The sequence below is a fragment of the Pseudomonas sp. NPDC089406 genome, assembly GCF_044900265.1.
GTDB classification, from domain to species: domain Bacteria; phylum Pseudomonadota; class Gammaproteobacteria; order Pseudomonadales; family Pseudomonadaceae; genus Aquipseudomonas; species Aquipseudomonas fakonensis.
Map to the genome: position 1 here is coordinate 1 of NZ_JBJDNC010000035.1, position 26,634 is coordinate 26,634.

Sequence of the window (26,634 nt, forward strand, 5' to 3'; positions counted from 1 at the left end):
GCAGGGGCCGGATGAATGGAGCGAGGATTTTTTGGTGACTTTTTGATCCTTCAAAAAGTTACCCGCCGTAAGGGCGGAAAGGTGAATAAGCGTCAATACAAATAATGAATACGCATACACTTTCAATACAAACAAACAAACAAACAAACCTCAAATCCCAAGAAACTGACACAACTCCCGCTTCTTGGCCAACGCATCCCGCCGCCCCAACTCAATCAACTCACTGCAATAACTCGCCTCGAACAGCAAATAACTCAACACCCCCGCCCCACTGGTCCTGGTAGCCCCCGGCCCACGCAAAAACATGCGCAAGGCAGCCGGCAACTCCCGCCGGTGCCGCGCGGCAATCTCGTCCAGCGGCTGGCTGGGCGCCACCACGAGCACCTCGATCGGCGCCAGCCCCAAGCGCCGCGTATCCAGGTGCGCCGGCAGCAGATGGCTCAGGTGATTGAGCCGCTGCAGCAACTCGATATCGTCCTCGAGGCTGTCGATGAAGGTGCTGTTGAGCATGTGCCCGCCAATCTGCGCCAGGCTCGGCTGCTTGCCACTGAACACCCGCTGGGTCGGCAAGGGCGCCGCCGGGCGCTGCGGGTTGCCACTGACCCCCACCACCAGCACCCGGCTGGCGCCAAGGTGCAACGCCGGGCTGATCGGCGCCGACTGGCGCACCGCACCATCGCCGAAATACTCCTCGCCCAGCAGCACCGGAGCGAACAGCAACGGGATGGCCGAGCTGGCCAGCAAGTGGTCGACCGTCAGTGGCGTCGGCATGCCTATGCGCCGGTGGCGCAGCCAGGGCTCGATGGCGCCCTGGCCCTGGTAGAAGGTCACCGCTTGCCCCGACTCATAGCCGAACGCAGTCACGGCCACGGCGCGCAGCTGGTTGGCCGCCAGCGAGTGGGCGATGCCGTCCAGGTTCAGGTGTTCATGCAACAGGCCGCGCAACGGGCGGCTGTCGAGCAAGGCCACCGGCACCTGGCTGCCCAGCCCCAGCAGGCTGTGGCCGAAGAAGCGGCTGGCCTGGCGAATGACCCCGGGCCAGTCGCTGCGCAGTACCAGGTGGCTCTGAAAGTTCTGCCAGAAGGCCGTGAGCTGGTGTATCGAATCGGCGAAGCGGGTGGCGCCACTGGCCAGCTTGACCGCATTGATCGCCCCGGCAGAGGTGCCGACGATCACCGGGAAGGGGTTGGCAGCGCCGGCGGGCAGCAGGTCGGCGATGCCGGCGAGCACGCCGACCTGGTAGGCGGCGCGGGCACCGCCGCCAGAGAGGATCAGGCCGGTGGTTGGGGTCATGCTTCCTTCCTGGATCATGGTTGACAGGGCCGGCCTCTTTGCGGGTAAACCCGCTCCCACAGTTACAGCGCCGGGCTCAGGGTGTACACGCCCCCTGTGGGAGCGGGTTTACCCGCGAAGAGGCCGGCCCCGCAATAGAAACCGTCAGCGTTTTTTCTTGTCGTACAGCCGCGGTTCACCTTCGGGGCGCGACTTGAAGCGCCGGTGTGCCCACAGGTACTGCTCCGGGCACTCGCGCAGCACGCCTTCGACCCACTGGTTGATGCGCAGGCAATCGGCTTCTTCGGTTTCACCGGGGAAGCCCTCCAGCGGCGGGTGCACCACCAGCCGGTAGCCGCTGCCGTCTTCCAGGCGCTTTTGGGTGAACGGGATCACCCGCGCCTTGCCCAGACGGGCGAATTTGCTGGTGGCAGTGACCGTGGCCGCCTGGATGCCGAACAGCGGCACGAAGATGCTCTGCTTGACGCCATAGTCCTGGTCCGGTGCGTACCAGATTGCCCGGCCCTTGCGCAGCAGCTTGAGCATGCCGCGCACATCGTCACGCTCCACCGCCAGCGAGTCGGGGTTATGGCGTTCACGGCCACGGCGCTGGATGAAATCGAACACCGCGTTGCCATGCTCGCGGTACATGCCGTCGATGGTGTGGGCCTGGCCCAGCAGCGCGGCGCCGATTTCCAGGGTGGTGAAGTGCACCGCCATCAGGATCGCGCCCTCGCCTTCGCGCTGGGCGGCCTGCAGGTGCTCGATGCCCTCGATGTGCGCCAGGCGCGCCAGCCGGGCCTTTGGCCACCACCAGCTCATGGCCATCTCGAAGAAGGCGATGCCGGTAGAGGCGAAGTTTTCTTTCAGCAGGCGCTGCCGTTCGTCGTCGCAAAGCTCCGGGAAGCACAGCTCCAGGTTACGTGCGGCAATACGCCGGCGCTCGCCGGCCAGCCGGTACATCACCGCGCCCAGGGCGCGCCCCAGCCCCAGCAGTGCGCGGTAGGGCAACTGGGCGATCAGCCACAGCAGACCCAGGCCGAGCCACAGGGCCCAGAATCGCGGGTGGAGGTAAAGGGTACGAAAACGCGGGCGTTCCATTGAAGCTTCCGGCAAGACAAGGGCCGGGCATTCTACATCGGTTGCGGGCAATCGGTCTTATCGCTATAAGTCAGGGCACTTTTTTCGCAACAAGCCGTCTATGCAGACCATGAGCCTCAACCAGACACCCGACACCGCCCCCGTGTTCCAGCTCAAGGGCAGCATGCTTGCCATCACCGTGCTGGAACTGGCGCGCAACGACCTCGAGTCCCTCGACCGCCAACTGGCGGCCAAGGTCGTGCAGGCGCCGAACTTCTTCAGCAATACGCCGCTGGTGCTGGCGTTGGACAAGCTGCCTGCAGACGAAGGCGCCATCGACCTGCCCGGGCTGATGCGCATCTGCCGCCACCATGGCCTGCGCACCCTGGCGATCCGTGCCAGCCGCATCGAGGACATCGCTGCAGCGATCGCCATCGACCTGCCGGTGCTGCCGCCTTCCGGCGCCCGCGAGCGCCCGCTGGAGCCCGAGCCCGAGGTGAAAAAGCCAGAACCCGCGCCGCCACCACCCCCTGCCCCGGCCGAACCCGAGGTGCGCCCGACGCGCATCATCACCTCGCCGGTGCGCGGCGGCCAGCAGATCTACGCCCAGGGCGGCGACCTGATCGTCACAGGCTCCGTAAGCCCGGGCGCGGAACTTCTGGCCGACGGCAACATCCATGTGTACGGCGCCATGCGCGGCCGTGCCCTGGCCGGCATCAAGGGCAACACCAAGGCGCGCATCTTCTGCCAGCAAATGACCGCCGAAATGGTCTCCATCGCCGGCCAGTACAGGGTTTGCGAAGACCTGCGCCGCGACCCGCTATGGGGGGCGCCGGTACAGGTCAGCCTGTCCGGCGATGTGTTGAACATCACCCGTCTTTAACGGATACTTGCCGGCATTTTTAGCGCAACTTTCATTACCGTTGCCGTTTTTTGTATTTGCAGGGACGCCTGTCCCGATTATTTAGGGGTGAAACACCTTGGCCAAGATTCTCGTGGTTACTTCCGGCAAGGGGGGTGTGGGCAAGACCACCACCAGCGCCGCCATCGGTACCGGCCTCGCGTTGCGCGGCCACAAGACGGTCATCGTCGACTTCGACGTCGGCCTGCGTAACCTCGACCTGATCATGGGCTGCGAACGCCGCGTGGTGTACGACTTCGTCAACGTGGTCAACGGCGAAGCCAACCTGCAACAGGCCCTGATCAAGGACAAGCGCCTCGAGAACCTGTTCGTACTGGCCGCCAGCCAAACCCGCGACAAGGACGCCCTCACCCAGGAAGGCGTCGAAAAAGTCCTGATGGAACTGAAAGAACAGTTCGACTACGTCATCTGCGACTCCCCGGCCGGTATCGAGAAAGGCGCGCACCTGGCGATGTACTTCGCCGACGAAGCCATCGTCGTGACCAACCCCGAAGTGTCGTCGGTACGTGACTCGGACCGCATGCTGGGCATCCTGTCGAGCAAGTCGCGCCGCTCCGAGAACGGCGAGGAGCCGATCAAGGAACACCTGCTGATCACCCGTTACCACCCAGAGCGCGTCGAAAAGGGCGAAATGCTCAGCATCGCCGACGTCGAAGAAATCCTGGCGATCAAGCTCAAGGGCGTGATCCCGGAATCGCAAGCCGTACTGAAGGCCTCCAACCAGGGCATCCCGGTCATCCTTGACGACCAGAGCGATGCCGGCCAGGCGTACAGTGATACCGTTGACCGTCTGCTGGGCAAAGAAAAGCCCCTGCGGTTCATTGAAGTGCCGAAGCAAGGATTCTTCGCGCGACTGTTTGGAGGCAAGTAAACCATGAACCTTTTTGACTTCTTTCGTGGCAGGCAGAAACAGACCAGCGCGTCGGTAGCGAAAGAGCGTCTACAGATCATCGTGGCGCACGAGCGCGGCCAGCGCAGCACCCCGGACTACCTGCCCGCCTTGCAGAAGGAACTGGTCGAGGTGATCCGCAAGTACGTCAACATCGGCAACGACGATGTGCAGGTGGCACTGGAAAACCAGGGCAGCTGCTCGATCCTGGAGCTGAACATCACCCTGCCGGAACGCTGATTCGCGCCACCGGCCGGGGTCATTGGGGCTGCTTTGCAGCCCATCGCCGGCAAGCCGGCTCCTACAGGTAGCGCATTCCCCTGTAGGAGCCGGCTTGCCGGCGATGGGCCGCAAGGCGGCCCCAGTGTTTTGCAAACGCTAAAAGAGAACCTGCAATGCCGCTGTCGAACATCCAGATCCTTCACGAAGACGCCGCCATCCTGGTGATCAACAAGCCGACCCTGCTGCTGTCGGTGCCGGGCCGCGCCGAGGACAACAAGGACTGCCTGATCACCCGCCTGCAGGAAAACGGCTACCCCGACGCGCTGATCGTGCACCGCCTGGACTGGGAAACCTCCGGCATCATCCTGCTGGCCCGTGACGCCGACAGCCACCGCGAGCTGTCGCGCCAGTTCCACGACCGCGAGACAGAAAAGGCCTACACCGCGCTGTGCTGGGGGCAACCGGCCCTGGACAGCGGCAGCATCGACCTGCCGCTGCGCTACGACCCGCCCACCAAGCCGCGCCACGTGGTGGACCACGAGCAAGGCAAGCACGCCCTGACCTTCTGGCGCATCGTCGAGCGCTGCGGCGATCACTGCCGGGTGGAGCTGACGCCGATCACCGGCCGTTCGCACCAGTTGCGCGTGCACATGCTGTCGATCGGCCACCCGTTGCTGGGCGACCGACTGTATGCCAACCCCGAGGCACTGGCCGCCCATGAGCGGCTGTGCCTGCATGCCTCGATGCTGAGCTTCACTCACCCTGTGAGCGGGGAGCGGTTGAAGTTCGAGTGCCCCGCACCCTTTTAAGCTGCAAGCTGCAAGCTACCAGTTGCAAGAAAAAGCCAGGATAGACCGCTGAGGCGCTTGCCCCGCGGGCTGCCTTTGCTTGAAGCTTGCAGCTTGTGGCTTGAAGCTCGAATTTGGAGTGAGTTATGCGCGAAGCACTGAATACCGGCCTGATCGAATTCCTCAAGGCCTCCCCGACGCCCTTCCATGCCACCGCAAGCCTGGCGCAGCGCCTCGAAGCCGCCGGCTACCAGCGCCTGGACGAGCGCGACAGCTGGGCCACAGTGCCCGGCGGGCGCTACTACGTCACCCGCAACGACTCCTCGATCATCGCCATCAAGCTGGGCAAGCATTCGCCGCTGATCGGCGGTATCCGCATGGTCGGCGCCCACACCGACAGCCCGTGCCTGCGGGTCAAGCCGCAGCCCGAGCTGCAACGCCAGGGCTTTTTACAGCTGGGCGTCGAGGTGTACGGCGGCGCGCTGCTGGCGCCCTGGTTCGACCGCGACCTGTCGCTGGCCGGGCGGGTCACCTTCCGCCGTGACGGCAAGGTCGAAAGCCAGCTGGTGGACTTCAAGCTGCCGATCGCGATCATCCCCAACCTGGCCATCCACCTGAACCGCACCGCCAACGAAGGCTGGCAGATCAACCCGCAGACCGAGCTGCCGCCGATTCTTGCCCAGGTGGCCGGCGACGAGCGCATCGACTTCCGCGCCTTGCTCACCGAGCAACTGGCCCGCGAGCACGAGCTCAACGCCGACGTGGTGCTGGACTACGAGCTGAGCTTCTACGATACGCAAGACGCTGCGCAGATCGGCCTGAACGGCGACTTCATCGCCGGCGCCCGCCTGGACAACCTGCTGTCGTGCTACGCGGGCCTACAGGCCCTGCTGGCCGCCGAAGGCGATGAAACCTGCGTGCTGGTGTGCACCGACCACGAAGAGGTCGGCAGTTGCTCGGCCTGCGGCGCCGACGGCCCGATGCTCGAGCAAACCCTGCAGCGCCTGCTGCCGGATGGCGACGAGTACGTGCGCAGCATCCAGCGCTCGCTGATGGTCTCGGCCGACAATGCCCACGGCGTGCACCCCAACTACGCCGACAAGCACGACGGCAACCACGGCCCCAAGCTCAACGCCGGGCCGGTGATCAAGGTCAACAACAACCAGCGCTACGCCACCAACAGCGAAACCGCCGGCTTCTTCCGCCACCTGTGCATGGCCGAAGAAGTCCCGGTGCAGAGCTTCGTGGTGCGCAGCGACATGGGTTGCGGCTCGACCATCGGCCCGATCACCGCCAGCCACCTGGGCGTGCGCACCGTGGACATCGGCCTGCCGACCTTTGCCATGCATTCGATCCGCGAGCTGTGCGGCAGCCATGACCTGGCACACCTGGTGAAGGTGCTCGGGGCGTTCTACCGCAGCCGCGAGTTGCCTTGATGTAGGCAAGCCCGGCCTCTTCGCGGGTAAACCCGCTCCCACAGGGTCTCCACAGACCCAGGCATTGAGGGAACCTGTGGGAGCGGGTTCACCCGCGAAGAGGCCGGACCTGCTCAAGGTCAATCCGCTTCGCCGGCTACCCGCTATGCTTGTTACATGGCCCCCACGCAGAAGGACCTCTGCCCATGTCCCCGTTCCTCTCGCTGTTCGTCCCGGTGTTCCTGTTCCTCATGCTGCTGACCATCGGCTTCAGCCTGCGCGAGCGCAACATCGGCGTGCTGATGATGTGGATCGGCACCCTGGGCATCTTCGGCCTCACCTGCTGGAAGATCCTGGAGAAACTGCCCACATAAACCTCTACACTCGGTCAATCGTTTGACCTGAGGTAGATTTCCCGGTGCCTGCCCTCCTGCGTTGCCTGACCCTCCTGCTGTTGCTGTTCGTCACCCCGCTGCATGCCGCCGGCCTGCCGGGGCTGCTGGGCAGCAGCGCCCCCGCCCAGCCCGAAGCGACAGAACCGCTGGGCAAGTCGCTGGACGAGGTGATCAAGAACCTCGAGAACGACCAGCAACGGGCCAAGCTGCTGGCCGACCTGAAAAAGCTGCGCGACGCCACCAAGCAATCGCAACCTACCGTCGAACAGGGCGTGCTTGGCCTGATCGGCGGCGCCCTGCATGACTTCGAAAAGCAGTTCAGCGGCGAGGCCAGCCCGTTCATCCGCTGGTCCGCAGAAATCGACCAGGCCCGCGACGAGCTGGCTGCGCTGGTGGTGCCGGTGCACCAGTGGCCGGCGATCCTGTTCGGTTTTGCCGCGATCATTGCGGTGTGGAGCCTGCTGGCCTACGCCTTCAACTGGATCGGCCACCGCGTGCGGGTGCGTTTCGGCCTCACCGAAGAGCTGCCCCAACACCCACGCACCTGGGACCTGGTGCGCTTCGCCCTGCGCAAGCTCGGGCCCTGGCTGGTGGCGCTGGTGTTCACCGTGTACCTGAGCTTCGCCCTGCCCTCCTCGCTGGGCAAGTCGATGGCCATGGTGCTGGCCTACGCGCTGGTGGTCGGCACGCTGTTCTCGGCCATCTGCGTGATTGCCTTCTCGCTGCTCGACGGCCCGCACCGCCACCGCGCCCTGCACATCCTGCGCCACCAGGCGTTCCGCCCGCTGTGGCTGATCGGCAGCTTCGCAGCCTTTGGCGAGGCGATGAGCGACCCACGCCTGACCGCCGCCCTGGGCAGCCACCTGGCCCACGCCCTGGCCACCCTGGCCAACGTCATCGCCGCGCTGTGCACCGGGCTGTTCATCCTGCGTTTTCGCCGCCCCATCGCCCATCTTATTCGCAACCAGCCGCTGTCCCGGCGCCTGACCCGGCGCACCTTGAGCGACACCATCGAGATCCTCGGCAGCTTCTGGTTCATCCCGGCGTTGATCCTGGTGGCGATTTCGCTGTTCGCCACCTTCGTCTCCGCCGGCGACACCAGCACCGCCCTGCGCCAGTCGCTGATGTGCACGGTGCTGGTGGTGGTGTGCATGGTGCTCAACGGCCTGGTCCGGCGCCACGCCGCCAACCCCAAGCGCGCCAACAAGCGCCAGGCGGTGTACGCCGAACGCTTGCGCAACTTCGGCTACCTGCTGCTGCACCTGTTCATCTGGCTGGTATTCATCGAGCTGGGCCTGCGCGTGTGGGGCCAGTCGATGATCAGCTTCGCCGAAGGTGACGGCCACGAGATCAGCCTGCGCCTGCTGGGCCTGGCCGGCACCCTGATCGTCGCCTGGCTGGTGTGGATTCTCGCTGACACCGCCGTGCACCACGCCCTGGTGCGCTCGCGCCGCGGGCTGGCCAACGCCCGGGCGCAGACCATGATGCCGCTCATCCGCAACGTGATGTTCGTGGTGATTTTCATCATTGCGGTGATCGTCGCCCTGGCCAACATGGGCATGAACGTCACCCCGCTGCTGGCCGGTGCCGGCGTGATCGGCCTGGCCATCGGCTTTGGCGCGCAGTCGCTGGTGGCCGACCTGATTACCGGGCTGTTCATCATCATCGAGGACAGCCTGGCCATCGACGACTACGTCGATGTGGGCGGCCACCTGGGCACGGTCGAGGGCCTGACCATCCGCACCGTGCGCCTGCGCGACATCGACGGCATCGTGCACACCATCCCGTTCAGCGAGATCAAGAGCATCAAGAACTACTCCCGCGAGTTCGGCTACGCGATCTTCCGGGTGGCGATCCCCCACAGCATGAACATCGACCAGGCCATCACGCTGATCCGCGAAGTGGGCCAGAAGCTGCGCAGCGACCCGCTGATGCGTCGCAACATCTGGTCGCCGCTGGAGCTGCAGGGGGTGGAGAGCTTCGAGTCGGGCTCGGCAATCTTGCGCGCCCGCTTCAAGACCGCGCCGATCAAGCAGTGGGAAGTGTCGCGGGCGTTCAACCTGGCGCTCAAGCGCCAACTGGACGAGGCCGGGCTGGACCTGGCGACGCCGAGGTTGTCGGTGCAGGTGGTGACGGCGGGTGGTGCCACAACAGCCGAAAAAGATTCCCTGTAGGAGCCGGCTTGCCGGCGATAGGGCCGGCACAGGCGACACCTTTGCTGAGCTGTTACTCCCAGGCCCGGCCTCATCGCCGACAAGCCGGCTCCTACAGGTATAGTGCAGGCCTGGGACTTATGCGATCAGGCCCTAGCCCGCCTGCGCCTGAATGCAGATCGCATCGTGGCGCCAATACGCCAGATCACAGGTGATCAAGCGCCTATGACGGTAAAACTTCCTACTTAATAATATTATTTTTCGCACAAACTTAGAACTTGTACATCTTTCAACCACATCTATCATTGAGACGAACCACGACAGCGCAACAACATTAGATAATAAAGTGAAAAACACTCACCACTTGCACAGCAAACCCCACCTTCAGAACCACAGTTAAAACCGAGTCGCCAAAAACTAACCATCACTTAAAATACTTCAGACGTAGTGACGTAGCCCCATGAGTCGAAATTATCCTCACACAGATAATGCAATGCGAGTAACGTTGCTCTTGCTCATGTGCCTGCTCGGCGTTTTCCCCCTGGACGTCATTCTTCCCTCCTTCCCTGCAATCGCCTCTTCCTTCCACGTTGCAACCAGTAGCGTTGCGTACTCCGTGAGTCTCTTTGCTATCGGCGTGGCGCTTTCACAATTATTCATCGGCCCTCTGTCCGATGCCATTGGCCGAAAGCGGCTCTTGCTGGCCGGTCTCTTGATCTCTGCTCTCGGTGCCACTGGATGCCTGTTGTCATCCAGCTTCGAGGCTTTTATCTTCTTCCGTTTGCTACAGGCGATCGGATGTGGCTGCTTCGTGCTCAGCCATGCGTTGGTGCAGGATCTGTATACAGGCAAACAGCAAAACAACATGCGCATTCTACTGACCGGCGCAAGTGGCGTTTTTATTTCACTATCCCCCCTTGCCGGCAGCATTCTTCAACACCACTTCAACTGGCAAGGCAGCTTCATTCTATTTACGTCATTAAGCGCATGCTGCGCACTCATCACCGTCGTCTTTCTCCAGGAGAAAGCTGGTAATTTCAGCCCAAGGGGTACTCTTTCAAGCTACCAAGTATTAATGAAAGATTCTGGCTTTCTAACACTTACGTCGTTTTCGTGCTTGGCCTTTACCTGCCATTTCTCATTTATCGTCAGTTCTCCTTTACTTTTCATGGACCGCCTGGGCCTCTCAGCAAAAACCTTCGGCCTGGTATTCACAGGCTATGGCCTGGCCTATGTTCTGGGCGGCGTGGTAGCCCATTGGCTAAATGAACGCATCCCTCCAAGGAAACAGATCGGATTGGGCTTCACCTTGATCGGCACCTCCGGCATCGCGTCGTTCATCTGGGGACTGCTTGCAGAGCCCTCCATTGCGAGCACCTTGCTGCCGATGATCATCTGCACGATGGGCATCACGATCATTCGCCCTACAGCGACCACTCAGGCATTGGCCAGGCATCCAACCCGGGCGGGAGCTGCGGCAGCTTTGAACAACACGTTGCTGTTCGCTTGCGCAGGGTTGGCCAGCGCTTTGATCGCGGCTACCGGCAGCCTGTTATCCGTAACGCTAGCCGCATCGTTCATCCTTACAGGCTTCCTGGGCTGGGTGCTGCTTGCCCGGATGCCGCAATTGGGTGAGGAGACTCACTAGGTTTTAAGGGCATCCCTTTCAAGGTGTTCGTGTCAGGGCTGACAGGTGTTCGCCACAAACCTTGCAGCGCCTATGAGATCGAGCGCCGCCCGCGCGGCGCATCGCGGCGCAAGGCCGCTCCTACATCTGTTTCGGGCCAGTCTGTTCTGTGCCATTACCTGGTCCGCCTTGTTGGCTCGACGCGGTTTCAGCGTGGGCGTTGCTGCCGCCCCACATGACTCAAGGCATGCACCAAGGCAGGCGCTGGTACCGGCACAGGAATAACTGGCCCGAAACAGACGGTAGGAGCGGCCTTGCGCCGCGATGCGCCGCGCGGGCGGCGCTCGATCTGATAGGCGCTGCAAAACCTTCGGCGAACACTTGGCAGCCCGGACGCGAACACCTCGAAAGGGATGGGTTTTAAGGGGGGAGGTGAAACCAGATCATCGTCTAGCCCGCCTCAGCGCGAATTCGTATCGCATCATGCCGCCAATACTCCAGGTCACAGTCGATCAAGTGCCCATGCTGGTCGCTGTTGACCCGAGTGATATGCAGCCCGGGGCTGCCCGCCGAGACCTTCAGCGCACTGGCGGCCTCGGCCGGCAAGGCGGTGGGCAGGATCTCGAAGCACACCTGGCCGTATTGAATGCGGTATTCCCGGGCGTAGATCTCGGTCAGTGACTGGGCCAGGTCCAACTCCAGAATGCCCGGGAAGTACTTCGGGTTGAGGTAGTGCTCGGCATACAGCACCGCGCGCCCGTCGATGCGCCGTAAACGGCAGATGCGCACCACGCTGGACAGCGCCGGCAGGCGCAGCCGTGCGCAGATGGCCGCCGAGGCTGGTTGCAGGCGCGCCGACAGCAGCTCGGTAGTGGGCACCCGCCCCTGGTCGCGCACCATGGCATGGAAGTGGCTACGCTCGATCAGGTCGTAGGTCAGGCGCTGGGGCGCAACGAACCAGCCACGCCGTTCCTCGCGGTAGATCAGGCCCTGGGCCTCCAGCTGCACCAGCGCTTCGCGCAGGGTGATGCGCGTGGTGTCGAACACCTCGCTGAGCTTGCGCTCGGCCGGCAGCTTGCCGCCGGGGGCCAGCAGGCCGTGTTCGATCTGCTCCTGCAGGGCATGGCAGATGGCTGTTACCGCGCGCGGTGGCGTCGCTTGCATCAAAGGTTACCTATCTGGACTAGTCCAGCCCTATAACAGGGCAGGTGGAGAATAGAGCAAGCCTAGGCAGGGCTGATGAACATCCTGTGACAAAGGCCTTTGCCAGTGCCTGCCAGATCCGGGCCAAGGCCCGGAGTTCAAGGCCTTGCCCGTGGTCTACGCTGTATCTTCAGGGCCTGCGCGGCCCGCCCCTTACATCAAATTGTCACGCAACCGGCCTACCTTGGCTCAAGGTTTGCTGACCTAGACCAACGTCAGGCAGGCACGGCTCACTCTCATAACAACGAATGCAAGGCACCCACCAAAGGAGCTTCGGATGAAAAAGTTGTTCATGGCGTCACTGCTCGGTTCGGCCATCGCTTTTTGCACCTCGGCCATGGCCGCCCAAGACCTCAACGCCCTCAAGGCCCTTGAAGACGCCGCCCGCAAGGAAGGCACGGTCAACAGCGTGGGCATGCCCGATGCCTGGGCCAACTGGAAAGGCACCTGGGAAGACCTTGCGAAGAAGTACGGCCTCAAGCACAGCGACACCGACATGAGCTCGGCCCAGGAAATCGCCAAGTTCGATGCCGAAAAAGACAACGCCAGCGCCGACATCGGCGACGTCGGCGCAGCCTTCGGCCCGATCGCGGTAACCAAAGGCGTCACCCAGCCGTACAAGCCCAGCACCTGGGACCAGGTACCGACCTGGGCCAAGGACCAGGACGGCCACTGGGCCCTGGCCTATACCGGCACCATCGCCTTCATCATCAACAAGGACCTGGTCAAGGAAGGCGAGCGCCCGAAAACCTGGCACGACCTGGAAAAGGGCAAGTACAAGGTTGCCATCGGTGACGTCGGCACTGCGGCCCAGGCCGCCAATGGCGTGCTGGCCGCGGCCATCGCCTACAAGGGCGACGAAAGCAACATCGAGCCGGGCCTGCAGCTGTTCACCAAGCTGGCCCAGCAAAAGCGCCTGTCGCTGGCTAACCCGACCATCCAGACCCTTGAGAAGGGCGAGGTGGAAGTGGGCGTGGTGTGGGACTTCAACGGCCTGAGCTACCGTGACCAGATCGACCCGAAACGCTTCGAGGTGCTGATCCCCTCGGACGGCTCGATCACCTCGGGCTACACCACCATCATCAACAAGTACGCCAAGCACCCGAACGCCGCCAAGCTGGCCCGTGAGTACATCTTCAGCGACGCCGGGCAGACCAACCTGGCCATCGGCCACGCCCGCCCGATCCGCGCCGAGCACCTGAAACTGCCGGCCGACGTGCAGGCCAAGCTGCTGCCCAACGAGCAGTACAAGGCCGCCCAGCCGATCAAGAACGCCGAAGCCTGGGAAGCGACCTCCAAGGCCCTGCCGCAGAAGTGGCAGGAGCAGGTGATCATCGAGATGGAATAAAGGGCTGGCTTTTGTAGCGCCTGATCCGGCCCTTTCGCGGGTAAACCCGCTCCCACAAATGCATCACAGGTATTAAGACTTGTACCGCCCCTGTGGGAGCGGGTTTACCCGCGAAGAAAGCAACGCGGTTTTTGACTGGAGCCACCATGCAACACAACGTCATCCTGGTCCTGCTCGACGGCCTCAACCACCAGGTCGCGCACCACGCCATGGGCCACCTGCACGCCTATGTCGAAGCCGACCGCGCTGCGCTGTACCGAATGGAATGCGAGCTGCCGTCGCTGTCGCGGCCCTTGTACGAATGCATCCTCACCGGCGTGCCGCCGATCGACAGCGGCATCGTGCACAACAACGTCAACCGCCTGTCCAACCAGCGCAGCGTATTCCACTACGCCCGCGAGGCCGGGCTGGGCACCGCTGCCGCGGCGTACCACTGGATGAGCGAGCTGTACAACCGCTCGCCGTTCGACCCGCAGCGCGACCGCCACACCCATGCCCCCAAGCTGCCGATCCAGCATGCCTTGTTCTACTGGGACGACCGCTACCCCGATTCGCACCTGCTGGCCGACGCCGAATACCTGCGCCGCCGCCATGCCCCCAACTTCCTGTTGGTGCACCCGATGAGCATCGACGACATCGGCCACCGCCACGGCCTGGACAGCAGCCAGTACCGCAACGCCGCACGCAGCGCCGACATCCTGCTGGCCGACTACCTGCCGCGCTGGCTCGAAGAGGGTTACCAGGTACTGGTGACCGCCGACCACGGCATGAACAACGACCGCTCGCACAATGGCCTGCTGGCCGAGGAGCGCGAAGTGCCGCTGTTCGTATTCGGCGACGCATTCAGCCTGGACCCGGCAGCCAAACCGCTGCAGACCGAACTGTGCGGCACCATTTGCGAGCTGCTCGGCGCGGCCCACGACAAGGCGGTTTGCCGGGAGCTGCTCAAGTGAGTTCGAAACCCCGTGGCCGCTACCTGGCCCTGCTCTGCCTGCTGCCGTTCGCCGTGTTCTTCATCATCTTCCAGATCGCCCCGCTGGCCTGGGTTGCCCTCAACAGCCTGCAGAGTGACGGCGGCTGGGGCCTGGCCAACTTCGCCAAGGTGTTCGCCTCCAAGTTCTACCTGCAAGCGCTGGAACGCAGCCTTGAGATCAGCTTCTGGTCGAGCCTGTTCGGCATCGTCATCGCAACCCTGGGCGCCTACTCGCTGCGCCAGGTGGACTCGAGGCTGCGCGACTTCGTCAGCGCCTTTGCCAACATGACCAGCAACTTCGCAGGTGTGCCCCTGGCCTTCGCCTTCATCATCCTGCTGGGCTTCAACGGCGCGCTGACCCTGCTGCTCAAGCAAATGGGCCTGCTGGGGGATTTCAGCATCTACTCCAAGACCGGGTTGATCCTGGTGTACACCTACTTCCAGATCCCCCTTGGCGTGCTGCTGCTGTACCCGGCCTTCGATGCCCTGCGCGAAGACTGGCGCGAGTCCGCCGCATTGCTTGGGGCCAGCCACTGGCAGTTCTGGCGGCATATCGGCCTGCCGGTGCTCACCCCTGCCCTGCTCGGCACCTTCGTCATTCTGCTGGCCAACGCCCTGGGCGCCTACGCCACGGTCTACGCCCTGACCACCGGCAACTTCAACGTGCTGCCGATCCGCATTGCCGCGCTGGTGGCCGGCGACATCACCCTCGACCCGAACCTGGCCAGCGCCCTGGCCATGGTGCTGGTGGGGCTGATGACGGTGGTCACGGTGGTCCATCAATGGCTGCTCAAGAGGAGCTACCATGCGCGCTGAAAAAACCTCGGCCAGCCTCTACCACCGGGTGGTGGTGTACCTGCTGTTTCTCATCCTGCTGCTGCCGCTGGCCGGCACCCTGCTGTACTCGTTTGCCACCAGTTGGTCGGCGACCCTGCTGCCCAGCGGCCTGACCTTCAAGTGGTACGTCGCGCTGTGGAGCGAGCCGCGCTTTCTGGCCGCCTTCGGCCAGTCGCTGCTGGTGTGCGTGGGCGCGCTGGTGCTTTCAGTAGTGCTGATCCTGCCGCTTTTGTTCGTGGTGCACTACCACTTCCCCAAGCTCGACGCGCTGATGAACGTGCTGATTCTGCTGCCGTTCGCAGTGCCGCCGGTGGTGTCGTCGGTGGGGCTGCTGCAACTGTACGGCAGCGGGCCGATGGCCATGGTCGGCACGCCGTGGATCCTCATCGGCTGCTACTTCACCATCGCCCTGCCGTTCATGTACCGGGCGATCACCAACAACCTGCAGGCGATCAACCTGCGCGACCTGATGGACGCCGCCCAACTGCTCGGTGCCAGCACCTGGCAGGCGGCGTTGCTGGTGGTGCTGCCCAACCTGCGCAAGGGCTTGCTGGTGGCGCTGCTGCTGTCGTTCTCGTTCCTGTTCGGCGAGTTCGTCTTTGCCAACCTGCTGGTGGGCACCCGCTACGAAACCCTGCAGGTGTACCTGAACAACATGCGCAACAGCAGCGGCCACTTCAACAGCGCACTGGTGATCTCCTACTTCGCCTTCGTGCTGGTACTGACCTGGGTCGCCAACCGCCTGAACAAGGACAAAACCTGACATGAGCTTCGTCAGCGTACAGAACCTGCAAAAAAGCTACGCCGGCAGCCCGGTGTTCGAGAACATCGACTGCCAGATCGAACGCGGCGAGTTCGTCACCCTGCTCGGCCCTTCGGGCTGCGGCAAGTCCACCCTGCTGCGCTGCATCGCCGGGCTGACCCCGGTGGACGCCGGGCAGATCCTGCTGGATGGCCAGGACATCGTGCCGGTAAGCCCGCAAAAACGCGGCATCGGCATGGTGTTCCAAAGCTACGCGCTGTTCCCCAACATGACCGTGGAGCAGAACGTCGCCTTCGGCCTGCGCATGCAGAAGGTCAAGAGTGATGAAAGCCAAGCACGGGTGCGTGAAGTGCTGGAGCTGGTAGAGCTGGCCAGCTTCGCCGCACGCTACCCGCACCAGTTGTCCGGTGGCCAGTGCCAGCGCGTGGCCCTGGCCCGCTCGCTGGTCACCCGCCCGCGCCTGCTGCTGCTCGACGAGCCGCTGTCGGCGCTGGATGCGCGCATTCGCAAGCACCTGCGCGAACAGATCCGCGCCATCCAGCGCGAGCTGGGGCTGACCACCATCTTCGTCACCCACGACCAGGAAGAGGCGCTGACCATGTCGGATCGCATCGTCCTGATGAACCAGGGGCGCATCGTGCAAAGTGGCGATGCCGAAACCCTCTACACCGCCCCGGTCGACCTGTTCGCCGCGGGTTTTATCGGCAACTACAACCTGCTCGACGCCGACAGCGCCAGCCGCCTGCTGCAACGCCCGGTGGCCAGCCGCCTGGCGATCCGCCCGGAGTCGATCACCCTGGGGCTGAACGGCGAACTGGACGCCGAGGTGCGCAGCCACAGCCTGCTCGGCAACGTGATCCGCTACCGGGTGCAGGTGCGCGACGTGGAACTGGTGGTGGACGTGCTCAACCGCTCGGCGGCCGACCTGCACGCCGACGGCCAGCGGGTATCCTTGTCGATCGACCCCACGGCGCTACGGGAAGTGGCCTAAGGAGAAGCAACACATGGCACTGGCAATTTTCGATCTGGACGAAACCCTGATCCACGGCGACTGCGCGTCGCTGTGGAGCGAGCAGATGGCCCGGCTGGGCTGGGTCGATGGCAAAAGCTTCCTCAAGCGCGACCACGAGCTGATGGAGGCCTACGGCAAGGGCCACCTGCAGATGGAGGACTACATGGCTTTCAGCCTGGAACCGATCGCCGGGCGCACGCTCGAGGAGGTCGAGCACCTGGTGGAGCCTTGGGTTGAGGACGTGATCGAGCCGATCATCTTCGGCGACGCCTGCCGCTGCATCGCCGAGCACCGCAAGCAAGGCGACCGCATCCTGATCATCTCGGCCAGCGGCACCCACCTGGTGGGGCCGATCGCGGCGCGGCTGGGGGTGGACGAGTACCTGGCCATCGAGCTGGAGGCAGTGAACGGGGTGTACACCGGCAGGACCCACGGGGTGCTGACCTACCGCGAAGGCAAGATCACCCGGCTGCTGGAATGGCTGGATCAGGAGCAGGAAAACCTGGAGGGGGCGAGTTTCTATTCCGACTCGCGCAATGACTTGCCGTTGCTGCTGAAGGTGGATCGCCCGTTTGCGGTGAACCCGGATGCGGTGTTGCGTGAACATGCCCAGACCAATGGCTGGCCCGTTTTGAACTGGAGCTGAGCTGGAGCTGAGGGCCTCATCGCCGGCAAGCCGGCTCCTACAGGGTGGGCAGGTATCCCTGTAGGAGCCGGCTTGCCGGCGATGAGGCCAGGCCTGCTTACACCAGGCTCGAATCGATCACCATCACCAGCTTGCCCGACACCTGGTTGCTCTCAAGCTCGGCATACGCCGCCTGGGCAAACTCGACGGGGTAAGTGTCGACCAGTTGCGCCGACAACCGCCCTTCACTGAACAGCGGCCATACCTGCTGCTTCAGGTCACGCAAAAGTTCAGCCTTGAAGCCATCGTCACGGTTGCGCAGGGTGGAGCCGGTAATCTGCAGGCGCTTGCCCATCACCACCGCCAGGTCCAGCTCGAACTTGCGCCCGCCCATCAGGCCGATGATCACCCAGCGCCCGTCACGGGCCAGCAGTTCAAGGTTCAGCGGGCCGTAACCGGCGCCCACCGGGTCGAGGATCACATCGAACGGCCCCAGCGCCTTGAGCGCATCGAGGTTCTCGTTGCGCACCACGCCACCGGCCGCACCCAGCGCCTCACAGTAAGCCAGGCGCTCCTGCGAACCGACGCTGACCCACACCGGGCTGCCGAACGCCTTGCACAGCTGGATGGCCGCCGAGCCAACGCCGCTGGCACCGGCATGCACCAGCACCTTCTCGCCGGCCTTCACCCCACCCAGCTGGAAGATGTTCAGCCAGGCCGTGGCATACACCTCGGGCAGCGCCGCCGCCTCGTGCAGGCTCAGGCCCTCGGGCACCGGCAGCACATGGCGGGCATCGACCACCACCTGTTCGGCCATGGCGCCGCTGGCCAGCAGCGCGCAAACCCGGTCGCCAACGCGCCAGTCGGCGCCTGCGCCCACCTCCTCGACTATGCCTGCGCACTCCAGGCCCATGTACGGGCTGGCACCCGGCGGTGGCGGGTACAAACCCTTCATTTGCAGCAGGTCCGCACGGTTCAGCCCCGCGGCGGCCACTCGAATGCGTACCTGCCCTGCGTCGCAGGCCGGGCGTTCGGCTTCGACCCAGGCCACATGTCCGTCAACGCCTTGCAATGCCTTCACAGTGCCTCCATAGTGATTCACATGACTGAGCCTGGGATCCCATGTCCCAGGCTTTTTGCAGTATTTGCCCGGCTCCATGGAACCGGCGAACGGAAAAGACGGCCTACTATGCGTGATCAATTGCCCCCACGTCGAATCAGCATGAAGCATTTCACTAGCAGCACCGCCCTCGCCCTCGTCATCGGGCTCGGCAGCCTCACGCTCGGTGGCAATGCGGCCGCCGCCAACAAGTGGGACAGCCTGCAGCCAGACCGTGACGAGATCGTCGCCAGCCTGAACGTGGTCGAGTTGCTCAAGCGCCACCACTACAGCAAGCCGCCGTTGGACGACGCCCGTTCGATCATCATCTACGACAGCTACATCAAGCTGCTCGACCCCTCGCGCAGCTACTTCACCGCAGCCGACATCGCCGAGTTCGACAAGTGGAAGACCCAGTTCGACGATTTTCTCAAAAGCGGCAACCTCGACCCCGGCTTCACCATCTACAAACGCTACCTTGACCGCGTGAAGCAGCGCCTGGACTACGCCTTGGGCGAGTTGAACAAAGGCGTCGACAAGATCGACTTCAGCGTCAAGGAAGACCTGCTGGTCGACCGCAAGGACGCCCCGTGGGTGAAGGACCAGGCCGCCCTCGACGAGCTGTGGCGCAAACGCGTCAAGGACGAGGTGCTGCGCCAGAAGATCGCCGGCAAGGACCCCAAGCAGATCCAGGAAACCCTGATCAAGCGCTACAAGAACCAGCTGGCGCGCCTGGACCAGACCCGTGCCGAAGACATCTTCCAGGCCTACATCAACACCTTCGCCCAGTCCTACGACCCGCACACCAACTACCTGTCGCCGGACAACGCAGAAAACTTCGACATCAACATGAGCCTGTCGCTCGAAGGCATCGGTGCGGTGCTGCAAAGCGACAACGACCAGGTCAAGATCGTGCGCCTGGTACCGGCCGGCCCTGCCGCCAAAACCAAGCAAGTGGCCCCGGCCGACAAGATCATCGGCGTGGCCCAGGGCAACAAGGAAATGGTCGACGTGGTCGGCTGGCGCCTGGACGAAGTGGTCAAGCTGATCCGCGGCCCGAAAGGCTCGGTGGTGCGCCTGGAGGTGGTGCCGGCCAGCAATGCGCCGAACGACCAGACCAGCAAGATCGTCTCGATCACCCGCGAAGCGGTCAAGCTCGAAGAGCAGGCAGCGAAAAAGTCGGTGCTCAAGCTCAAGCAGGATGGCCGCGACTACAAGCTCGGCATCATCGAGATCCCGGCCTTCTACCTGGACTTCAAGGCCTATCGCGCCGGTGATCCGGACTACAAGAGCACCACCCGCGATGTTAAAAAGCTGCTGACCGAACTGCAAAAAGAGAAGGTCGACGGCGTGGTCATCGACCTGCGCAACAACGGCGGCGGCTCGCTGCAGGAAGCCACCGAGCTGACCAGCCTGTTCATCGAGAAAGGCCCGACCGTGCTGGTACGCAACAGCGACGGCCGCGTAGACGTGCTCGAGGACGAGAACCCCGGCGCCTTCTACAAAGGCCCGCTGGCGCTGCTGGTCAACCGCCTGTCTGCCTCGGCTTCGGAGATTTTCGCCGGCGCCATGCAGGACTACCATCGCGCGCTGATCATCGGTGGCCAGACCTTCGGCAAGGGCACCGTGCAGACCATCCAGCCACTCAACCATGGCGAGCTGAAGCTGACCCTGGCCAAGTTCTACCGGGTATCCGGGCAGAGCACCCAGCACCAGGGCGTGCTGCCGGACATCGACTACCCGTCGATCATCGACACTAAAGAGATCGGCGAAAGCGCCCTGCCCGAAGCCATGCCGTGGGACACCATCCGCCCGGTGGTCAAGCCAGCCGCAGACCCGTTCAAGCCGTTCCTCGCCGACCTCAAGGCCAAGCATGACGCGCGCAGCGCCAAGGATGCCGAGTTCACCTACATCCGTGACCGCCTGGCCCTGACCCAGAAGCTGATGGACGAGAAAACCGTCAGCCTCAACGAACAGGAGCGCCGTGCCCGCCACGACGACGTCGAAGCCAAGCAACTGGCCATGGAGAACATCCGTCGCAAGGCCAAGGGCGAGGAGCCACTCAAGGAGCTGAAAAAGGTCGACGAGGACGCCCTGCCGGACGAAGACGACAAGACTAAACCGGAAGACGACGCTTATCTTGCCGAGACCGGTCGTATCCTGATCGACTACCTCAGCGAAAGCGCCAAGATGGCCAAGAAGTAATCCGACCGAGTGATGGCAGAATAATGTGACCTGTCATCAAACAGTCATCGCACTGTCGTGAAATAGAAGGGCCGGGCATGCAGATGCCCGGCCTTTTTTCATTCAGGAAAGCAGTCCATGACCGTCACCGAACAGCTCAGCGCATTGAGCGCCATTCTGGCTCAACGTAGCGTCCACAGCCTGTTCCAGCCCATCGTCTGCCTTTCCGAACGGCGCATTCTCGGCTATGAAGCCCTGAGCCGCGGCCCGTCCAACAGCCCGCTGCACTCCCCCCTGAACCTGTTCGCCATCGCCCGCCAGGCCGGCCGCCTGAGCGAGCTGGAAGTGCTCTGCCGGGAAACCGCCTGCCGGCGTTTCAGCGAGCAGGGGCTGTCCGGCAAGCTGTTCCTCAACGTGTCACCCGAGTCGCTGCTCGAACCGCAGCACCCTTCCGGGCGCACCTTGAAAATGCTCGAGCAGGTTGGCCTGTCGCCCAGCCAGGTGGTGATCGAGCTGACCGAGCAGACCCCCACCGAAGACTTCCAGCTGCTGTTCAACGCCCTGCACCATTACCGCGACATGGGCTTTTCCATCGCCCTGGACGACCTGGGCGCGGGTTATTCGAGCCTGCGCCTGTGGTCGGAGCTGCGCCCGGATTACGTGAAGATCGACCGCCACTTCATCGACGGCATCCACCTGGACCCGCTCAAGCGCGAGTTCGTCGGTTCCATCCTGCAAATCGCCCGTGCCTCCCGCGCCCAGGTGATCGCCGAGGGTATCGAGCTGAACGACGAGCTGACAGTGCTCAGCGAAATGGGTGTCGACCTGGTACAGGGCTACCTGCTGGGCCGGCCCCAGGAGTTCCCGGCCCGTGAAGCCCTGGGCCTGTTGCCCAAGGCCAGCAGCACCAGCGTGGCCCTGGTCGAGGACGGCGGCGACCTCAGCGCCCTGCTGATCCAGCAGCCGGCAGTGCCACTGACCACCGCCACCCAGCAGGTGCTCGAAGCGTTCCGCCGCCAGGCCAACCTCAACTCGCTGGCGGTGCTGGATGAAGACGGCCGGCCGTGCGGCATCGTCCACCGCCATTCGTTGTCCGATGCGCTGCTGCAGCCATTCGGTACCGACCTGTTCGCGCGCAAGCCGATCAGCCGGCTGATGAGCCAGGACTTTCTGGCCGTGGAGCGCGGCCAGTCGCTGCAACAGGTCAGCCGGCTGATCACCAGCCGCGCCCGGCAGCGTATCGAGGAAGATTTCATCATCACCCAGGGTGGCCGCTACCTGGGGCTGGGGCGGGTGATCGACGTGCTCAAGCTGATCACCGAGCAGAAGATCCAGCAGGCCCGGCACGCCAACCCGCTCACCCTGCTACCTGGCAACGTGCCGATCCAACAGTGCCTGGCGCGGCTGCTGGAGCAACGCCACGCTGCAGCGGTGTGCTACGTCGACATCGACAGCTTCAAGCCCTTCAACGATATCTACGGCTATGCCCGGGGCGATGAGGTGCTGCTGTGCCTGGCGCAGTGCCTGAACGACTGCGTCGACCCCAGCCGCGACTTCGTCGGGCATATCGGTGGCGATGATTTCATGCTGGTGCTGGGCTCGGGCGACTGGCGCGAGCGCCTGCAGGCGCTGGTGCAGGCCTTTGCCCAGGAGTGCCTGCGTTTCTACCGCAGCGAGCATATCGAGGCCGGTTGCTTCATTGCCCATAACCGCCAGGGCCTGCGCGAAACCTTCGCGCTGCTGTCGCTGTCGATCGGGGTGGTGTGGCTGGAGCCGGACAGCGCCGCACACCTGGATGCCGGGGGCCTTGCCGACCTGGCCTCGCAGGCCAAGCGCCAGGCCAAGGAAACGCAAGGGTCGAGCCTGAGCCTGATCGATACGCGCATACCGGCTTGAACATCACGACGCGTTGATTGACGCTCTCTGCGTAGGAGCGGCCTCGTGTCGCGAAAGGGCTGCGCAGCAGCCCCCGCCGATCTTGCATGATGCCGATATCCCGGGGCCGCTACGCGCCCCTTTCGCGACACAAGGCCGCTCCTACAGGGGGCGATGTCAGGCCTGCTCCGGGTACCGGTACTCGAACACCCGCACCACTTCCGAGGCATGCCAGGACGCCGCCTCCATGCCGTCCACCGGCCCGGAAAACCGCCCCAAGCGCTCCACGCACTCGAAGAACCCGGTACGCGGCAGGCGGCTGGCGCCCTGGCTGATCACCAGCGAGCTGCGCAGTGGCTGCTCGGCGCGGGCGTCGAGCAGCGCCAGGTACTCCAGGGCGGCGGTGAGGGTCTGCATGGCCGGGCTGGGCAGTTGCAGGCGCTCCAGCAGAGCGCGGTAAGTGAGCAGGTGGCGTTGACGGCGGGCCAGGTCGAGCTCGGTCAGCAGGTTCTCCCATTGCTGGCGGCTGATCCTGACCTGGCTCATGACAGCTCGCTCCAGCCAGCCACACCCAGGTGCCAGGCCAGCGCCCGGCGGATCGCGGCATCCGGCTGGCGCTCACCGGACTCGATCATCGCCAGGTACGCCGGGCTGATCCCCACGTTGCGCGCCAGCGCCGCCGGCTCCACGCCCTTGGCCTGGCGCAGCGCTGCCAGCTCGCTCAGCGCGTGCAGGCGGGTGCTGCTGTCTTCTTCGATGGCTGCCGCGCTGGCCGGCGCGGGGGCCGGTGCCTGGCCTGCCGCAACCAGCAAGGCCTGATATTGCTCCCAGGGAACCACTGCGTACTCGGGCTGACCGTCCCGGCTTATGACCTGAATACCCATTACAACCCCCTTAACGTAGGATTACGGCATGTAATCCGTAGGCATAACCCTTATGCCAATTATATTACCAACCTCGGGGGTTCGCCGGGAATCACTGCCCCGGGCGTTCCAGGCGCAGCGCTTCGGGGGTGTCGGGCAGGCGCTCGACCACGCGCAGCTTTTCCGGCGCTTGGCTTGCGCGCCAGGCCTTGAAGCGGGCCAGTTCGTCGGCCACGGTCTTCAGCACCCAACCCAGCACGGCGATGTCGTCGAGAAAGCCCACCCCCAGCAACCAGTCAGGGATGGCGTCCAGGGGGCTGACGAAGTACAGCAGCCCGGCGACGATGGTCACCAGCGCCTTGGGGCTGACCGCACGGTATTCGCCGCGCCACCATGCCAGGCACAACGCCTGCATCAAGCGCACGTCCTCGCGCAACTGGCCGAGTTTCGGGCCCTTGCGCGCAACGGCGAACAACAGCGCCGGCAAGCGCCCGCGGCTTAGCAGGCGTTCGGCCAGGGGCAAAAAGCGGGTGAAATTCCAGGGAGCGCTCATGAAACCTCCAGAGCAGCAGGCAGGTTATCCACAATAATTGTGGATAACCTTGTGAACAGGACCGGCTTTGCGCCGTTTGGCGCCCGCCGGGCAAGGGCCGGGCACGGATCGGGCGTTTTTTACACAACCGTTTCAGAGTCGCAAACGTTTTGCGACAGGGAAGTGCTTGGCCGTGCGTTGCATGCATTGCTTGCGACAGTGAATGACGCCCACGGTTCGCGTCAAGCCACCCCGGAAACGACAACGCCCCGTCGAAACGGGGCGTTGTTGTGCTTCAGGCGTTTGCCTTACTCGGCAGGAGCCGGCTCGACGTCCTGCTTGCTCGGGTCCTTGATGCCCAGCAGTTCAAGGTCGAACACCAGTACCGAGTTGGCCGGGATCAGCGGGCTCGGGCTCTGGGCGCCGTAGGCCAGTTCTGCCGGGATGTACAGCTTGTATTTTTCGCCGACGTGCATCAGTTGCAGGCCTTCGACCCAGCCTGGGATCACGCCGCTGACCGGCAGGTCGATCGGGCTGCCGCGCTCGACGGAGCTGTCGAACACCTTGCCGTCGGTGAGCTTGCCTTCGTAGTGGACGGTGACCACGTCAGTCGCTTTCGGCTGCGGGCCGTCGGCCTTCTTGACCACTTCGTACTGCAGGCCCGAGGCGGTGGTGACCACGCCAGGTTTCTTGGCGTTTTCCTCGAGGAATTTCTTGCCAGCGGCAGCGGCTTCTTCGCTGGCCTTGGCCAGGCGTTCTTCGGCACGCTTTTGCAGGGCGGTGAAGGCTTCTACCAGCTCTTCATCCTTCAGGCGCTGTTCTTTCTTGCCTACGGCGTCTTCGATACCTTGGGCGACGGCTTTGGAGTCCAGGTCGTCCATGCCTTCTTGGGCCAGGCTCTTGCCCATGTTCAGGCCGATACCGTAGGAGGCTTTCTGGGCCGGAGTCTTCAGCTCGACGCTGCTGGTCTGGGCGTCGCAGCCCGCCAGCACCAGACCTACCAGGGCAACCGCGGCCGCCAGACGATGTTGTTTCATGCTGATTCCTTGTTCATGCGCCATAAGGGCAAATCAGGGTAAAGCCGCGAGCTTAGCAGGCGGTCGGGACCAATGGCTACCGGCATGAGAGCAGGTTTGTGGCGGGAAGTTCCTGGGTGAAAGGTTGTTCATGGAGGGGTGTGGGGGTGGGGGGTGGAGAAGGAAGGCCCTTTGGTTACGGCCAGGTGTTCGGCGAAGGCTGCATCAAGGCTGCCAAGTGTTCGCCACAACCCTTGCAGCGCCTATGAGATCGAGCGCCGCCCGCGCGGCGCTTCGCGGGCAAGCCCGCTCCCACAGTTTATTTCGGGCCAGTCTCTCCTGTGCCGGTACCGGGTCCCCCTTGTTTGTACGCCGCGGTTTCAGCGTGGGCATCGCAGCCGCTCCACATGACTCAAGACATGCACCAGGGCAGGCGCCGGTACCTGCACAGGAATAATTGGCCCGAAACAAACTGTGGGAGCGGGCTTGCCCGCGAAGCGCCGCGCGGGCGGCGCTCGATCTCATAGGCGCTGCAAAGGTTGTGGCGAACACCCCACAGGCGCTGCAAGGGTCATGGCGAACACCTGCCAGCCCTCACGCAATCCCCATCAAGGGTAACTCCCCGCCCGATAAAGCTCGGCCACCTCGCGCAACACCTCGCACACCCACTGCGCCGGCAAGCTCTGCGCCAAGGCGGCATTCCGGCAGATCCCCACCGAGCCCCCAGGTTCGCGAACCCCAAGGTCCAGCTCGGCCAACTCCCCACGCCCCAGGTCGATCAGCACCGCATCGCGCGGCGCCACCCACACCGCATCACTGCCCAGCAAATAGCGCCGACTCAACGCCAAAGAAAGTGTTTCCAACCGTTGCGCCGGCATCTGCATGCCGCCCTGCACGAACAGACTGTCGGCATGCTGGCGAATGGTCGTGCCCGCCGGCGGTAACACCAGCGGGTAGCGCCCCACCTGCGCCCGGTCCACCGGCTGGCGCGCCAGCAGAGGGTGCCCCGGCCGCACCACCAGTGCCATCGATTCGCTGTACAGGTGCTCGAACGAAAGCCCCTGAATCTGCGGGCTGTCGGTCATGCGCCCGACCACCAGTTCCAGCTCGCCCAGGTGCAACTGCCCGAGCAACTGCGCACTGACCCCGGTGACCACGCTGATCACCAGCGCCTCATGGCGCTGGTGCAGCCGGCACAGTACTTCGGGCATCAACAGCCCCTCGACCGTGGACAGCACACCGATGCGCACCTGCGACGGTGCCCGCGCCTCGCCGCGCACGCTGCCCACGCCATCGCGCAGGGCCTGCACACTGGGCCCGGCATAACGCATGAAACGCGTGCCCGCTTGGGTCAGCTCGACGCCTTGGCGAGTGCGTTCGAACAATCGCGCCTCCAGCAGCGCTTCCAGCTCCTTGAGGGTCTTGGAAATGGCCGGCTGGCTGATGGCGAGCACGTCGGCAGCCCTGGCCAGGCTGCCCTGCCGGGCAATCTCCAGAAAGCACAACAGGTGGCGGTACTTGATGCGGGTATCGAGGTTCAT

The 26,634-nt window shown here is 63.8% G+C and carries 25 protein-coding genes; 16 read left to right on the forward strand and 9 right to left on the reverse strand.

Annotated elements, in window-relative coordinates:
- Positions 1–150 precede the first annotated feature (150 nt).
- A complete protein-coding gene (locus ACI2KK_RS21935; RefSeq protein ID WP_404670574.1) occupies positions 151–1,293 on the reverse strand; it encodes a patatin-like phospholipase family protein in 1,143 nt (380 codons plus the stop codon).
- A 144-nt stretch (positions 1,294–1,437) separates the two neighbouring features.
- The gene (locus tag ACI2KK_RS21940) at positions 1,438–2,373 is read right to left on the reverse strand and encodes a lipid A biosynthesis lauroyl acyltransferase (protein ID WP_404670575.1); all 936 of its coding nucleotides are present in this window, start codon (positions 2,371–2,373) and stop codon (positions 1,438–1,440) included.
- A 100-nt stretch (positions 2,374–2,473) separates the two neighbouring features.
- Here ACI2KK_RS21940 and minC point away from each other — a divergent pair, with 100 nt between their 5' ends.
- The 8 genes from minC (at position 2,474) to ACI2KK_RS21980 (ending at position 10,784) form a co-directional block, all read left to right on the forward strand.
- Complete coding sequence (gene minC, locus ACI2KK_RS21945; RefSeq protein WP_404670576.1) at positions 2,474–3,235, forward strand: septum site-determining protein MinC; 762 nt, start codon at positions 2,474–2,476, stop codon at positions 3,233–3,235.
- A 97-nt stretch (positions 3,236–3,332) separates the two neighbouring features.
- Positions 3,333–4,145 carry a septum site-determining protein MinD gene (minD, locus tag ACI2KK_RS21950; RefSeq protein WP_054893840.1) on the forward strand — a complete coding sequence of 271 codons (813 nt, stop codon included), beginning with the start codon at positions 3,333–3,335 and terminating at the stop codon, positions 4,143–4,145.
- Positions 4,146–4,148: 3 nt separating this feature from the next.
- Positions 4,149–4,403 (forward strand): cell division topological specificity factor MinE, encoded by a 255-nt coding sequence (minE, locus tag ACI2KK_RS21955; RefSeq protein ID WP_011532731.1) that lies wholly within the window; start codon positions 4,149–4,151, stop codon positions 4,401–4,403.
- 155 nt (positions 4,404–4,558) lie between these two features.
- On the forward strand, positions 4,559–5,194 hold the full coding sequence (locus ACI2KK_RS21960; protein ID WP_019472567.1) for an RluA family pseudouridine synthase: 636 nt from the start codon (positions 4,559–4,561) through the stop codon (positions 5,192–5,194).
- Between the two features lie 125 nt (positions 5,195–5,319).
- Entirely contained in the window at positions 5,320–6,609 is a 1,290-nt protein-coding gene (locus ACI2KK_RS21965) for a M18 family aminopeptidase (RefSeq protein WP_404670577.1), read from the forward strand.
- 185 nt (positions 6,610–6,794) lie between these two features.
- Positions 6,795–6,962: a hypothetical protein gene (locus tag ACI2KK_RS21970; RefSeq protein WP_011532728.1), complete on the forward strand. Its 168-nt coding sequence runs from the start codon at positions 6,795–6,797 to the stop codon at positions 6,960–6,962.
- Positions 6,963–7,006: 44 nt separating this feature from the next.
- The gene (locus ACI2KK_RS21975) at positions 7,007–9,157 is read left to right on the forward strand and encodes a mechanosensitive ion channel family protein (protein ID WP_404670578.1); all 2,151 of its coding nucleotides are present in this window, start codon (positions 7,007–7,009) and stop codon (positions 9,155–9,157) included.
- A gap of 472 nt (positions 9,158–9,629) precedes the next feature.
- On the forward strand, positions 9,630–10,784 hold the full coding sequence (locus tag ACI2KK_RS21980; protein WP_404670579.1) for an MFS transporter: 1,155 nt from the start codon (positions 9,630–9,632) through the stop codon (positions 10,782–10,784).
- Positions 10,785–11,213: 429 nt separating this feature from the next.
- Here ACI2KK_RS21980 and phnR read toward each other — a convergent pair whose 3' ends face one another.
- Positions 11,214–11,927 (reverse strand): phosphonate utilization transcriptional regulator PhnR, encoded by a 714-nt coding sequence (gene phnR / locus ACI2KK_RS21985; protein WP_404670580.1) that lies wholly within the window; start codon positions 11,925–11,927, stop codon positions 11,214–11,216.
- A 316-nt stretch (positions 11,928–12,243) separates the two neighbouring features.
- Between phnR and ACI2KK_RS21990 the strand changes: the two genes are divergently transcribed.
- From ACI2KK_RS21990 to ACI2KK_RS22015, 6 genes are all read left to right on the forward strand, one after another.
- Positions 12,244–13,314 (forward strand): ABC transporter substrate-binding protein, encoded by a 1,071-nt coding sequence (locus ACI2KK_RS21990; RefSeq protein ID WP_404670581.1) that lies wholly within the window; start codon positions 12,244–12,246, stop codon positions 13,312–13,314.
- 146 nt (positions 13,315–13,460) lie between these two features.
- Complete coding sequence (locus ACI2KK_RS21995) at positions 13,461–14,267, forward strand: alkaline phosphatase family protein (RefSeq protein ID WP_217842268.1); 807 nt, start codon at positions 13,461–13,463, stop codon at positions 14,265–14,267.
- Positions 14,264–15,103: an ABC transporter permease gene (locus ACI2KK_RS22000; RefSeq protein ID WP_404670582.1), complete on the forward strand. Its 840-nt coding sequence runs from the start codon at positions 14,264–14,266 to the stop codon at positions 15,101–15,103. The genes ACI2KK_RS21995 and ACI2KK_RS22000 overlap by 4 nt, the downstream gene beginning before the upstream one ends.
- Entirely contained in the window at positions 15,093–15,887 is a 795-nt protein-coding gene (locus ACI2KK_RS22005) for an ABC transporter permease (protein WP_404670583.1), read from the forward strand. The genes ACI2KK_RS22000 and ACI2KK_RS22005 overlap by 11 nt, the downstream gene beginning before the upstream one ends.
- Before the next feature lies 1 nt (position 15,888).
- A complete protein-coding gene (locus ACI2KK_RS22010) occupies positions 15,889–16,878 on the forward strand; it encodes an ABC transporter ATP-binding protein (protein ID WP_404670584.1) in 990 nt (329 codons plus the stop codon).
- Between the two features lie 13 nt (positions 16,879–16,891).
- Complete coding sequence (locus ACI2KK_RS22015; RefSeq protein ID WP_404670585.1) at positions 16,892–17,545, forward strand: HAD family hydrolase; 654 nt, start codon at positions 16,892–16,894, stop codon at positions 17,543–17,545.
- A gap of 97 nt (positions 17,546–17,642) precedes the next feature.
- Here the strand turns inward: ACI2KK_RS22015 and ACI2KK_RS22020 are convergent, their stop codons facing one another.
- Complete coding sequence (locus tag ACI2KK_RS22020) at positions 17,643–18,605, reverse strand: NAD(P)H-quinone oxidoreductase (protein ID WP_404670586.1); 963 nt, start codon at positions 18,603–18,605, stop codon at positions 17,643–17,645.
- A 141-nt stretch (positions 18,606–18,746) separates the two neighbouring features.
- Here ACI2KK_RS22020 and ACI2KK_RS22025 point away from each other — a divergent pair, with 141 nt between their 5' ends.
- Both ACI2KK_RS22025 and ACI2KK_RS22030 read left to right on the forward strand, forming a co-directional pair.
- On the forward strand, positions 18,747–20,828 hold the full coding sequence (locus ACI2KK_RS22025; RefSeq protein ID WP_404670587.1) for a carboxy terminal-processing peptidase: 2,082 nt from the start codon (positions 18,747–18,749) through the stop codon (positions 20,826–20,828).
- A 117-nt stretch (positions 20,829–20,945) separates the two neighbouring features.
- Entirely contained in the window at positions 20,946–22,703 is a 1,758-nt protein-coding gene (locus tag ACI2KK_RS22030; protein WP_404670588.1) for a GGDEF domain-containing protein, read from the forward strand.
- Between the two features lie 156 nt (positions 22,704–22,859).
- Here ACI2KK_RS22030 and ACI2KK_RS22035 read toward each other — a convergent pair whose 3' ends face one another.
- The 5 genes from ACI2KK_RS22035 to pcaQ all read right to left on the reverse strand — a co-directional run bounded on the left by ACI2KK_RS22035 (position 22,860) and on the right by pcaQ (position 26,634).
- A complete protein-coding gene (locus ACI2KK_RS22035; RefSeq protein WP_217842260.1) occupies positions 22,860–23,228 on the reverse strand; it encodes a hypothetical protein in 369 nt (122 codons plus the stop codon).
- Positions 23,225–23,566, reverse strand: coding sequence for a multiprotein-bridging factor 1 family protein (locus ACI2KK_RS22040; protein WP_404670589.1), 342 nt, complete (start codon positions 23,564–23,566; stop codon positions 23,225–23,227). Before ACI2KK_RS22040 ends, ACI2KK_RS22035 begins: the two co-directional genes overlap by 4 nt.
- 91 nt (positions 23,567–23,657) lie before the next feature.
- A complete protein-coding gene (locus tag ACI2KK_RS22045) occupies positions 23,658–24,098 on the reverse strand; it encodes a YkvA family protein (RefSeq protein ID WP_369990269.1) in 441 nt (146 codons plus the stop codon).
- Positions 24,099–24,385: 287 nt separating this feature from the next.
- Positions 24,386–25,114, reverse strand: a complete 729-nt coding sequence (locus ACI2KK_RS22050; protein WP_404670590.1) for an FKBP-type peptidyl-prolyl cis-trans isomerase — start codon at positions 25,112–25,114, stop codon at positions 24,386–24,388.
- Between the two features lie 587 nt (positions 25,115–25,701).
- On the reverse strand, positions 25,702–26,634 hold the full coding sequence (gene pcaQ / locus ACI2KK_RS22055; protein WP_404670591.1) for a pca operon transcription factor PcaQ: 933 nt from the start codon (positions 26,632–26,634) through the stop codon (positions 25,702–25,704).